This window comes from Actinosynnema sp. NPDC002837, assembly GCF_040295345.1.
Classification (GTDB): Bacteria; Actinomycetota; Actinomycetes; order Mycobacteriales; family Pseudonocardiaceae; genus Actinosynnema.
Genome location: NZ_JBEOVG010000091.1, coordinates 26,236 through 37,448 on the forward strand (window position 1 = coordinate 26,236; position 11,213 = coordinate 37,448).

The window sequence follows — 11,213 nt, forward strand, 5'->3', positions numbered from 1 at the left end:
AGGGGGTGCGATGTCGGTGGGTGGCGCCGGCCGGGTGGCCGGTGGTGTGGGGGCCGGTGGGGTTGCCGCAGGGGGTGCGATGTCGGTGGGTGGCGCCGGCCGGGTGGCCGGTGGTGTGGGGGCCGGTGGGTTCGTGGCTGGCGGGTTTGCCGCCGGTGGCGCGATGTCGGCCGGTGGTGCCGGTCGCGTGGCCGGCGGAGTGGTGGCCGGAGGTGGGGTGTTGACCGGTGGAGTGGTGTCGGTGGGTGGTGCCGGCCGGGTGGCCGGCGGAGTGGCAGCCGGCGGATTTGCGGCTGGTGGAGTGCTGGCCGGGGGCGTGGCGGCTGGCGGTGTGGTGGCTGGCGGCGTCGCGGCCGGTGGGGTGGCGACAGGGGGCGCGGTGACCGGTGGGGTGGAGATGGGTGGGGTGGAGATGGGTGGTGGCGTGATGGTGACCGGCGGTGGTGTGGGCCTTGGGGTCGCCGGGGCAGGCGTCGGTGGGGTGGCCGGTGCCGGGGGCGCGGTGGTGGTTGGAGCGGTGGCGGTTGGTGGAGTGGTGGCCGGCGGGGTGGTGATCGGCGGGGCGGACGGCTTGGCCGGCGGCTGAGGTGCTGGAGGGGTGGAGGCGGTGGTGTCGGCCCGCGGGGTTGCTGGCGGCGGGGTCGGGGTTGCCGGCGGCGGGGTCGGGGTTGCGGCGGGCGGGGTGGTGGCGGGCGGCGGGGTGGTGGGCTTGGGGGTGGTGATGTCGGCCGGTGGTGTGTTGATCGCGCTCGGGGCCGGCGGTGTGCTGATGGTGGGCTTCGGCGCTGGTGGCGGGGCGGAAGGCGAGGTGGCCGGGGCCTTGTTGATGTTGCCGTCGCCGGTGGGCGGTTTGGGCGTGTCGAACACGCCCTTGTCCGGCCCGCCCGTGAACTTGCTCGAACGGTCCGTCGACGGGCTCCCGCCCGGAGCCGCTGCGGGCGGTGGTGCTGCTACTGGCGGCACTGCCGGTGCGCTCACCGGAGGTGCGACGACAGGGGACGGCTTCGGGCCCGTCGCTGGTGGAGCGGTGGCGGTGGAGGCGCTGTTGGCAGGTGTGCCGGTGGCGGGGGTGCTCGGGGCCGAGGTGCTCGGGGCCGGGGTGTTCGGGGCGGGGGTGCTGATCGGCGGGGCGGTGGGTGTGCTGATGGTCGGCTTCGGCGCTGGTGGCGGGGTGGAGGGCGAGGCAGCCGGGGCCTTGTTGATGTTGCCGTCGCCGGTGGGTGGCTTGGGTGCGTCGAAGACGTCCTTGCCCGCTCCGCCGGTGAACTTGCTCGAACGGTCGGACCCACCTGCCGCACCGGGAGCGGCGCCGGGGGCCATCGGCGCACCGGCCATCGGGGGCGCCACGGGAGCGCTCACCGAGGGCGCGGCGCCCGAGGCCGGCTTCGGACCGGTGGACGGCGGAGCGGTCGCGGTGCTCGGCGTGCCGTTGCCGGGTGCGTTGGCGCCGGGCGTGCCGGTGGTGGGTGCGCCGGTGGTCGGGGTGCTGATGGCGGGAGCACTCGGGATGCCCCCGCCGCCAGGGGTGCTGATGGTCGGCTTCGGCGCCGGTGGCGGGGTGGAGGGCGAGCTGGTCGGGGCCTTGTTGATGTTGCCGTCACCGGAGGGTGGCTTCGGTGCGTCGAAGACGCCCTTGCCGGGCCCACCCGTGAACTTGCTCGAACGGTCGGACCCACCTGCCGCACCGGGAGCGGCGCCGGGGGCCATCGGCGCACCCGCCATCGGGGGCGGCGTCACGCCGGGCGCACCGGACAGCGCGCCGCCGATGCTGCGGGCCGCCGTGCTCCCACCAGGCGCGGTGACGCCGGTCGCCGGGCCCGCACCCGGCGTCGGACCGCCCTTGGCCGTCGGACCACCGGACGTCGACGAACCGGGCGGCGTCACACCGGGCACACCGGGCACACCGCCGCCGGGCACACCGCCGCCGCCGCGCGTGCCACCCGTCGCACCGGGAGCGCCCGGAATGCCGGAGATCGGCCCCACCGCCGGCCCACCGGTGCCGCGCGAACCACCGGGCGGCGTCACGCCCGGCGCACTCGGCAGGTTCTTGATCGGCCCGACCGCGGGCCCACCGGGCGACTTGGACGTCCCACCCTGATTCGGGCCGGACGCACCGGGCACGTTCGTGATCGGTCCGATCGCGGGCCCACCGGTGCCACGAGGCCCACCGGGCGGCGTGACGCCGGGTGCACCAGGAAGGTTCTTGATCGGCCCGACCGCCGGCCCGCCGGACGTCTTCGGCGCTCCACCAGGCGGCGTCACGCCGGGCGCACTCGGCAGGTTCTTGATCGGCCCAACCGCCGGCCCACCGGTGCCACGAGGCCCACCGGGCGGCGTCACGCCCGGCGCACCAGGCAGGTTCTTCACCGGCCCGACCGCGGGCCCACCCGTCCCCTTGGGCCCACCGGTCCCGTTCGGCCCGGTCGCACCCGGCACGTTCTTCACCGGCGTGACGGACGGCCCACCCGTCCCCTTGGGCCCACCCGTCCCGTTCGGCCCCGACGCGCCCGGCACGTTGGTCACCGGCGTCACCGCCGGCCCACCGGGCCCCTTCACGCCGAGCGGTCCGTTGCCGGGTGAGCCGGGCGGCCGCTGGGCGTTCGAGTTCGGGTCGATCTTGGTGAACTGGTCGCGGCTGAACTGGTCGTTCTGCACGTGCGTCTGGAGCGTGGCCTTCAAGCCCGACTGGACGTTGCCCATCGCGCTCGACGCGTTGTTCGCCTGCTTCACCGAAGCGTCGTTCGAGCTGTTCAACGCGGGCACGGCGACGATGCCGATCGGGCCGAGCGCGTTGGGCGCGAGCTTGAGCCCCTGCAACCCGCTGGAGATCGCCGCGAGCCGGTCCCGCAGGCTGCCGGCCCGCTTGTCCAGGTCGGACATGGTCGACTCGTTCATGCCGAACCCGGAGTTGCCGGTCGGCCCGCCCGGTGACGGCGGTGGCGGCGACGGCGGCGGCGACGACGGGGTGCCCGAGGGACCCGGGGTGTTCGAGTCGACGCCGCCGCCACCGCGTGCCATGGCTGGTTCTCCGTGGTTCTTCCGGGGGTTCTGCCAGACCTGGGCCGAACCGGTTGAGGGCTAGCCCGCAGCGGGCTGGGAGTACTGCGACTGGAACGAGTCGTAGCTCGACTTCGCCGCCTCGCCCGCCGACTTCGCGTCGGCCGCCGCCTGCTCGACGCTCGTGCCCGCCTGCTCGGCCTTGCGCGACGCCTCCTCGGCGGCCTTGATGTCGGCCTCGCTGCCGGACGCGAACGCCTTGGCGTTGGCCTCGGCCGCCGCCGCGTTGGCCGCCGCGAAGTCCACGTTCGCCTGCTCGTAGGTGGCGTTCGCCGCCTTCGCCGCGTCGTTCTTGGCCGACATGTCGCTCTCGGCGGACGCGCGCGCCGGGTCGTCCTGGCCCGGGTTGTTGCGCTTGTACTCCTCGTACGCGGCCTTCGCGGCCTCGTCGGCGGGCTTCGCGTCGGCCAGCGCCTCGTTGCTCGCCTTGGCCGCGTCGGCGACGTCGCGGGCTTCCTTCGCCGCCTTCTCGGCCGCCTGCGCCGCCTCGCCGCGCGCCGCGTCCGCCTCGACCTTGGCCGCCTCGTACTTGGCCATGGCCGCGTCCCGGCCCGCCTGGTCACCACGCGCGGCGGCGGCGTTCGCCTCCTCGACGAACGCGTTGGCCTTGGCGTTGGCCTCGCTCGCCCTGGTGGCCGCCGCGTTCACGTCCTCGTTGGCCTTCTTGGCCTCCTCGGCGGCCGCCGCCTCCTCTTCCTTGGCCTTGCCGTACCGCTCGTTGGCCTCCTCCGCCTTCTTGTTGGCGTCGGTGACCTTGTCGTCCTGCACGTCCTTGGCCAGCGCCTTGTCGATCTCGCGGTCGACGCCCTTCTGCGCCTTCCACGACTCGTAGCCGACCTCGGCCACGTCGGCGATGTTCTCGAACCGGTTCCAGCCCTTGCCGACGTTCTCGGTGATCTCGTCGAGGTTCTTGATCCGGCCCATCTGCCTGCCCAGCGCCGCGGTCAGCCGGGCGATCCGGGACGCGATGTTCACGCCGAGCGCGACGGCCTTGCCGACCGCGAAGCCGATGTAGGCCGCGATCGACGCGCCGAAGGTGATGACCGCGGTGGCGGCGGCGATCAGCGCGCCCGCGAGCAGCGACCCGAGCAGCTGGGCGATCAGGTCGCGCACGATGTCGCGCAGCACCGACACCAGCACGCCGCAGATCGCGACGATCTTGGCCTTCTGCTCGACGGCGTTGGCCAGCGCGTCCAGCTCCTGGCCCATCGACTCCATGTTCTTCTGGAACGCCTCGGACGACGCGCCGGTCCACCCGTCGAACGTGGCCAGCTCGCGCCGGTGGTCCTCGGCCAGCACGCGCAGCTCGGCGGCCTGCTTCTTGGTCGCCTCGACGTTGGCCTCGATCTCGTCGGGGTCGCCCATGAGCTGGTCGAGCGGTTCCTTCAGGAACGACACGTGCTCGATCAGCCAGCCGATGCCCGCGCCGAGGATCGTGCCGAACGGGTCGACCGCCAGCATGGCCATGGACGACGCCGTGCCGATCGCGGCGAACGTGATGTCCAGCGCCTTCTCGGTCTCGGTCTCCGCGTCCTTGCCGATCGTGGTGATCATCTCGTCCCAGGCCGAGATGAACAGCGAGCCCTTGAACTTGTTCTTCTCGGTGATCTCCATGCCCGGCGGCGAGGCGATCGGGGTGTCGGGGGCGGTCATCGCTCAGGGTCTCCTCGTCACCAGGGCTGGTTGTCGTCGTCCTCGTCGTCACCGGGGCGCGAGGGGCGCGCCGGTCGCGACGGCATCTGCGGCTGCCTGCTCGCCGGGGCCGGGGCGTAGGCCGGGGGTGGCGGCGGCGCGGGCGCGGCCTCCGGCTCGGCGTAGTCGGGCTCCGCGTAGTCGGCCTCGTCGGCCTCGACCTCGTCGTCCGGGATGGCGTCGCTGACCATGCGCATGGCCTCGGTGCCCTCGCCGAGCGGCTCGAACGCCGCCATCACCTGCTGCGCGGCCTGCTTCTGCGCGACCTTGGCCGTCTGCATGATCACGGCGGTGAGGCGGGCGGAGCCGAGCTCGGTCGCCCGGTGGCCCAGCTGGATGTTCAGCAGCCCGCCGTTCGGGCCGACGGTGATGGTCACCGCGCCGTCCGGGCTGGAAGCCGTGGCCTGCGAGTTCTCGAAGTTCTCCTGGAGGTCGGCCGACTTCCGCTGCAGATCGGCCAGCTTTGCCTCGAAGTTGTCGAGCCACTGCTGGGGGTCCAACTCAACCTCCTAGGGGGGATATCGGTGCAGCGTGGAGTGCACCGGACCCCGCCAACGCCGCCCCAACGCCTCACCAACGGGTTAACCCTGCGGGCCTCCGAACCTTGATCGGCCCACGGTCACCGGACGGCCACTTCACCCGGACCGCGTATTGACAGTGAGTAATCGGCTACGACGCGGGGAAGTCGCGCTATCACTACGAGTGGCGGAGTCGCCTGATGGCACCAACGATTAGGTCACGTGCGGACCGGTACGTACGCGGGTGTCATTACTACGGGGTACGGTTCGCCACTCGGAAGCCCCGACGGCCCAGCCGCCGGGATTTGTCTGCTCCTAGACGAGCAGGGAGGGAGACGAGCCGTGCGTCGTCGAATGCGTGGCCTCGCGGTGGCCGCGATCGCGCTGACCAGCGTTCTCACGATGGCCGCCTGCGCCAAGGACACCGGTGGGAACAACACCGGGTCCGGGTCGACCAACACCGCCGGTGGCTGCAAGCTGGCTGACAAGCCGCCGGCCGCCACCGCGACCTCCAGCAGCGCCGCGTCGGGCGAGAAGGTCGACGGCAGCGCGCTGAAGGTGGGCCTGGCCTACGACATCGGCGGTCGGGGCGACGCGTCGTTCAACGACTCCGCCGCGGCGGGCCTGGACAAGGCCAAGGCCGACTTCGGCGTCGCCGAGGTCAAGGAGCTGACCGCCGCGCCGAACGAGCCGGAGGACGCCAAGCAGACCCGGCTGCGCCAGCTCGCGAGCGAGGGCTTCAACCCGATCATCGGTGTCGGCTTCGCCTACGCCGAGTCCCTGAAGGTCGTCGCGCCGGAGTTCCCGAACGTCAAGTTCGCGATCGTCGACGGCGCGGTCGAGGGTGCGGCGAACGTCACGCCGCTGCTGTTCGCCGAGGAGCAGGGCTCCTTCCTGGCCGGCGTCATCGCCGCCTACAAGTCGAAGGCGTGCCACATCGGCTTCGTCGGCGGCGTGGAGATCCCGCTGATCCAGAAGTTCGACGCGGGCTACGCCCAGGGCGCCAAGACCGCCGCGCCGGACATCAAGATCGAGACCAAGTACCTGACCCCGGCGGGCGACTTCACCGGTTTCCAGGACCCGACCAAGGGCCAGGAGGCCGCGACCGGCCAGATCGAGGCCGGCGCCGACGTGCTCTACCACGCCGCGGGCGCGTCCGGCAAGGGCGTGTTCTCGGCCGCGAAGACGGGCAACGCGCTGGCCATCGGCGTCGACTCCGACCAGTACAACCAGAAGACGGTCGAGGAGTCGAAGGACGTCATCGTCTCGTCGATGCTCAAGCGGGTCGACGTCGCGGTGTACGACTTCGTCAAGGCGGTCGCCAAGAACGACCTGGCGAGCCTGCCGAAGGTGTTCGACCTGTCCGTGGACGGCGTCGGCTACTCCACCTCCGGTGGCAAGATCGACGACAACTTGAAGGCGGTCCTCGAGGGCTACAAGGCCCAGATCATCGCGGGCAAGATCAAGGTCGAGTCCACGCCGTAACCCCATCCGGCCTCCGGCGCACTGGGCCCTGCGAGCCACCCTCGCGGGGCCCAGTGCGTGGTTAGCCCCGGCGCAGCCGGAGATCAGACGGAGCTTCCATGAGCACACCCACCCCTGCCGTCGTCCTGTCGGGCATCACCAAGCGCTTCCCGGGTGTCGTCGCCAACAGCGACGTCCACCTCAGCGTGCAGGTCGGCGAGGTGCACGCGCTGTGCGGTGAGAACGGCGCGGGCAAGTCCACCCTGATGAAGATCCTGTACGGGATGCAGCAGCCCGACGAGGGCACCATCGAGGTGGCGGGCGAGCAGGTCCGGTTCCGCACGCCCGCCGACGCGATCAAGGTCGGCATCGGCATGGTGCACCAGCACTTCATGCTCGCCGACAACCTGACCGTGCAGGAGAACGTCGTCCTGGGCGCGGAGTCCCTGCACGGCATCGGCGGCAAGGCGCGCAAGCGCATCCTGGAGCTGGCCGACGCCACCGGCCTGACCGTCGACCCCGGCGTGCTCGTCGAGCGCCTCGGCGTGGCCGACCGGCAGCGGGTGGAGATCCTCAAGGTGCTCTACCGGGGCGCCAAGGTGATCATCCTGGACGAGCCGACCGCGGTGCTCGTGCCGCAGGAGGTGGACGAGCTGTTCGCCACCCTGCGCGGCATGCAGCAGCAGGGCTTCACGTTCCTGTTCATCTCGCACAAGCTGGACGAGGTGCGCTCGATCGCCGACTCCGTCACGATCATCCGCCGCGGCACCACGGTCGGCACCGCCGACCCGAAGGCCGTCAGCTCGCGCCAGCTGGCCGAGATGATGGTCGGCAGCGAGCTGCCCAGCCCGGAGACCCGCGAGTCCACCGTCACCGACCGCGTCGTGCTCCAGGTGGAGAACCTGGGCCTGGTCGCGGCGGAGGGCACCCGGCCCGTGCTGGACAACATCGACCTGGTGGTGCGCGCGGGCGAGATCGTCGGCATCGCGGGCGTCGAGGGCAACGGGCAGACCGAGCTGGTCGAGACGATCATGGGCATGCGCAAGGCCCACCACGGCCGCGTGCTGCTCGGCGAACGGGACCTGACCAAGCTGGGCACGCTCGCCCGCCGGGAGGCGGGCATCGGCTACATCCCCGAGGACCGGCACCGCCAGGGCCTGCTGCTCACGCAGCCGCTGTGGGCCAACCGCATCCTCGGCCACCAGACCCGCCGCCCCGTGTCGAAGGGCCAGTGGCTCGACCTCGCGGGCGCGAAGAAGGACACCGAGCGCATCGTCGAGGACTTCGACGTGCGCACGCCGGGCATCGACGTGGCCGCCGTCGCGCTGTCCGGCGGCAACCAGCAGAAGCTCGTGGTCGGCCGCGAGCTGTCCGGCGACCCGGTGCTGCTCATCGCGTCGCACCCGACCCGCGGCGTCGACGTCGGCGCGCAGGCGTTGATCTGGGACGAGATCCGCAACGCTCGCGCCCGCGGCCTGGCCGTGCTGCTGATCTCGGCGGACCTGGACGAGCTGATCGGCTTGTCCGACACCATCCGGGTGATGCTGCGCGGTCGGCTGGTGGCGGACGCCGACCCGGCCACGGTCACCCCGGAAGACCTCGGCAGTGCGATGACGGGCGCCACGAGCGCCGAGCACGCCACTGGCGCCTCTCCGGCGTCGGAATCGGAAGGCGAGTAATGGGAATCTTGCGCGGCAAACTGCTGCCGCCCGTGCTGGCGATCCTGTTCTCCGCCCTGCTGTGCGGTATCGCGCTGGTGGTGTCCGACGCGAACCCGCTGCAGGCGTTCGGGGTGATGTTCGCGCAGGTCGGCGAGGGCACCACCGCGGTCGACATCATCAACAGCACCGGCACCTACTACATCGCGGCGCTGGCGGTGGCGATCGGGTTCCAGATGAACCTGTTCAACATCGGCGTCGAGGGCCAGTACCGGGTCGCGGCGGTCGTCGCGGCCGTGGTCGGCGGCTCGATCGCCCTGCCGCCCGGCCTGCACGCCCTGGTGATCATCCTGACGGCCGCCGTCGCAGGCGCGCTGTGGGCCGCGATCCCGGCGATCCTCAAGGTGACGCGCGGCGTCAACGAGGTCATCTCCACGATCATGATGAACGGCCTGGCGCTCGGCCTGGCCGCGTACCTGATCGGCGCGGACGTGTTCGGCGAGCTGCGCGGCAACAACATCCGCACGCCGGAGATCCCGGAGAGCGGCTGGGTGCCCGGCATCCCGCTCGGCTCGTCCGGCACGGTGTTCGGCCTGGTGTTCCTGGCCGCGCTGCTGGGCATCGGCTACTGGGTGATGATGAACCGCACCCGGTTCGGCTTCGAGCTGCGGGCCTCCGGCGAGTCGTCCACGGCCGCCGCCGCGGGTGGCGTGAACGCCAAGAAGATGGTGCTGATCGCCATGCTGCTCTCGGGCGGCATCGCGGGCCTGGTCTCCATGCCGGAGATCCTGGGCCGCGACCACACCTACAACCTGAACTTCCCGGCCGGGATCGGCTTCTCCGGCATCGCGATCGCGCTGCTCGGGCGCAACCACCCCGGCGGCATCGCGTTCGGCGCGCTGCTGTGGGCGTTCCTGGACAAGTCGGGCCTGGCGCTGGACAACGTGGGCGTGCCCCGCGAGATCGTGACGATCATGCAGGGGGCGATCGTGCTGTCGGTCGTCGTCGCGTACGAGGTGGTCCGCCGGTTCGAGCTGGCCGCGCAGCAGCGGCAGGTCGGCCGGCAGCTGGGAACGGTGGATGCGGCATGAGCACTTCATTGATGAACCCGTCCGAGGCGCCCGCCACCGTTCCGCCGCCGCGCAAGTCGCGGCGGATCCCCGGCTGGGCCGTCGGCGCGCTGGGCGTGGCGGGCGCGGTCGTGCTGCTGTCCACCACGTCGTACCTGACCGGTGTGCCGCAGCTGACGTCCACCGGCACCATCCAGACCGCGGTGCGGTTGGCGTTGCCGATCCTCCTGGCCGCCCTCGGCGGTCTCTGGGCGGAACGCGCGGGCGTGGTGAACATCGGCCTCGAAGGCATGATGATCATGGGCACGTGGGGCGCCGCCTGGGCCGGCTACCAGTGGGGCCCGTGGGCGGCGCTCGTCTCGGCCGCCGTGTTCGGCGCGCTGGGCGGTCTCCTGCACGCCATCGCCACCGTGACGTTCGGCGTGAACCACATCGTCTCCGGCGTGGCGATCAACCTGCTCGGCGCGGGCCTGACCAAGTACCTCTCCACGCTGATCTTCTTCCCGCTCTCGAACAACCCCCGGGAATCGCCCGCCGTCCCGAAGTTCGACACCTACTCCGCCTCCGGCCTCTCGGACTGGCTCGGCGAGCTCGAAGCGCAGCAGCGGGTGGGCCTGTCCGACGTCGCCGGCATCCTGCGCGGCCTCGTCACCGGCGTGTCCCCGTTGACCATGCTGGCGATCCTGCTGGTGATCGGCAGCTACCTGGTGCTGTGGCGGACCCGGTTCGGCCTGCGGCTGCGGTCGTGCGGCGAGAACCCGGTGGCCGCGGAGTCCCTCGGCGTCAACGTCTACCTCTACAAGTACGTCGCCGTGATCTCGTCGGGTGCGCTCGCCGGCATCGGCGGCGCGGCCCTCGTGCTCAACCCCGGCCAGCCCGGTTACCTCGAAGGCCAGACCAACGGCCGCGGGTTCATCGGCCTCGCCGCGATGATCTTCGGCAACTGGCGGCCCGGCGGCCTGCTCGGCGGCGCGGCGCTGTTCGGCTACGCCGACGGCCTGCAACTGCGCTCGGGCGGCAAGACGTTCCTCGCCCTGGTCTACGGCGCGGTCCTGCTGCTGGTCGTCATCGTGATCTGGCAGCTGATCCGCCGCCGCTGGTTCGCCGCCGCGTTCGGCATCCTGGCCGCCGGCCTGCTCTACGCCGTGTACTACTCGGTGGACGAGGTGCCGAGCGAGCTGACCACCTACGCGCCGCACCTGGTCACCCTGGTCGTCCTCGCGGTCGCCTCCCAACGATTGCGCATGCCCGCAGCGGACGGCGTGGTGTACCGCCGTGGTTGACATCGACTGGGACGTCCTGCGGAGCCGCGCCGTCGAGGCCGCGCGGTCCGCCTACTGCCCGTACTCCGGGCTCCAGGTGGGCGCGGCGGCCCTGTGCGACGACGGCCGGGTCGTCGTCGGCTGCAACGTCGAGAACGCCGCCTACGGCGTCGGCCTCTGCGCCGAGTGCACGCTGGCCGGCCAGTTCATGCTCACCGGTGGCGGCAGGCTGGTCGCCCTCGCCTGCCGCAGCGGCGCCGGTGACCTGCTGATGCCGTGCGGCCGGTGCCGTCAGGTGATCTACGAGCTGGGCGGCGCACCGTGCCTGATCGACACCCCGTCCGGCATCCTGCCGATGAGCGAGGTGCTGCCCGACGCGTTCGGCCCGGAGGACCTGCCATGACACCCTCAGTGTCAACCTCAAGAATTAGATCAAGCGGCTGCGGCTTGGTCGGTGAGTCGTTGCGCGCCGCCGTGGAGTTCGGGGTCGTA

General features: G+C 71.9%; 10 protein-coding genes. 8 read left to right on the forward strand and 2 right to left on the reverse strand.

Going from position 1 to position 11,213, the window contains the following annotated elements; genetic code table 11:
- Window positions 1-79 precede the first annotated feature (79 nt).
- From ABTZ99_RS37145 to ABTZ99_RS37155, 3 genes are all read left to right on the forward strand, one after another.
- The gene (locus ABTZ99_RS37145; RefSeq protein WP_499617858.1) at window positions 80-586 is read left to right on the forward strand and encodes a hypothetical protein; all 507 of its coding nucleotides are present in this window, start codon (window positions 80-82) and stop codon (window positions 584-586) included.
- 447 nt (window positions 587-1,033) lie between these two features.
- Window positions 1,034-2,098: a hypothetical protein gene (locus tag ABTZ99_RS37150; protein ID WP_499617859.1), complete on the forward strand. Its 1,065-nt coding sequence runs from the start codon at window positions 1,034-1,036 to the stop codon at window positions 2,096-2,098.
- Between the two features lie 297 nt (window positions 2,099-2,395).
- Window positions 2,396-3,082: a hypothetical protein gene (locus tag ABTZ99_RS37155; protein ID WP_498782008.1), complete on the forward strand. Its 687-nt coding sequence runs from the start codon at window positions 2,396-2,398 to the stop codon at window positions 3,080-3,082.
- Here the strand turns inward: ABTZ99_RS37155 and ABTZ99_RS37160 are convergent.
- Window positions 3,079-4,710 (reverse strand): WXG100 family type VII secretion target, encoded by a 1,632-nt coding sequence (locus ABTZ99_RS37160; RefSeq protein WP_498782006.1) that lies wholly within the window; start codon window positions 4,708-4,710, stop codon window positions 3,079-3,081. The genes ABTZ99_RS37155 and ABTZ99_RS37160 overlap by 4 nt on opposite strands.
- A 17-nt stretch (window positions 4,711-4,727) precedes the next feature.
- Window positions 4,728-5,249: a YbaB/EbfC family nucleoid-associated protein gene (locus tag ABTZ99_RS37165; protein WP_499617860.1), complete on the reverse strand. Its 522-nt coding sequence runs from the start codon at window positions 5,247-5,249 to the stop codon at window positions 4,728-4,730.
- Between the two features lie 372 nt (window positions 5,250-5,621).
- Between ABTZ99_RS37165 and ABTZ99_RS37170 the strand changes: the two genes are divergently transcribed.
- The 5 genes from ABTZ99_RS37170 (at window position 5,622) to ABTZ99_RS37190 (ending at window position 11,124) form a co-directional block, all read left to right on the forward strand.
- Window positions 5,622-6,752, forward strand: a complete 1,131-nt coding sequence (locus tag ABTZ99_RS37170; RefSeq protein ID WP_498782094.1) for a BMP family lipoprotein — start codon at window positions 5,622-5,624, stop codon at window positions 6,750-6,752.
- 98 nt (window positions 6,753-6,850) lie between these two features.
- Window positions 6,851-8,410, forward strand: a complete 1,560-nt coding sequence (locus ABTZ99_RS37175; protein ID WP_499617861.1) for an ABC transporter ATP-binding protein — start codon at window positions 6,851-6,853, stop codon at window positions 8,408-8,410.
- Window positions 8,410-9,480, forward strand: coding sequence for an ABC transporter permease (locus ABTZ99_RS37180; protein WP_498782000.1), 1,071 nt, complete (start codon window positions 8,410-8,412; stop codon window positions 9,478-9,480). Before ABTZ99_RS37175 ends, ABTZ99_RS37180 begins: the two co-directional genes overlap by 1 nt.
- Window positions 9,477-10,742 (forward strand): ABC transporter permease, encoded by a 1,266-nt coding sequence (locus ABTZ99_RS37185; protein ID WP_498781998.1) that lies wholly within the window; start codon window positions 9,477-9,479, stop codon window positions 10,740-10,742. The genes ABTZ99_RS37180 and ABTZ99_RS37185 overlap by 4 nt, the downstream gene beginning before the upstream one ends.
- Window positions 10,735-11,124: a cytidine deaminase gene (locus ABTZ99_RS37190; RefSeq protein ID WP_498781996.1), complete on the forward strand. Its 390-nt coding sequence runs from the start codon at window positions 10,735-10,737 to the stop codon at window positions 11,122-11,124. The genes ABTZ99_RS37185 and ABTZ99_RS37190 overlap by 8 nt, the downstream gene beginning before the upstream one ends.
- The last annotated feature ends 89 nt before the right edge of the window (window positions 11,125-11,213 follow it).

Excerpts from the sequence above, each read along its gene's own strand:
- ABTZ99_RS37145 (WP_499617858.1), top strand. The coding sequence starts at position 80 with ATGTCGGTGGGTGGCGCCGGCCGGGTGGCCGGTGGTGTGGGGGCCGGT.
- ABTZ99_RS37180 (WP_498782000.1), top strand. The coding sequence starts at position 8,410 with ATGGGAATCTTGCGCGGCAAACTGCTGCCGCCCGTGCTGGCGATCCTG.
- ABTZ99_RS37175 (WP_499617861.1), top strand. The coding sequence starts at position 6,851 with ATGAGCACACCCACCCCTGCCGTCGTCCTGTCGGGCATCACCAAGCGC.
- ABTZ99_RS37170 (WP_498782094.1), top strand. The coding sequence starts at position 5,622 with ATGCGTGGCCTCGCGGTGGCCGCGATCGCGCTGACCAGCGTTCTCACG.
- ABTZ99_RS37185 (WP_498781998.1), top strand. The coding sequence starts at position 9,477 with ATGAGCACTTCATTGATGAACCCGTCCGAGGCGCCCGCCACCGTTCCG.
- ABTZ99_RS37160 (WP_498782006.1), bottom strand. The coding sequence starts at position 4,710 with ATGACCGCCCCCGACACCCCGATCGCCTCGCCGCCGGGCATGGAGATC.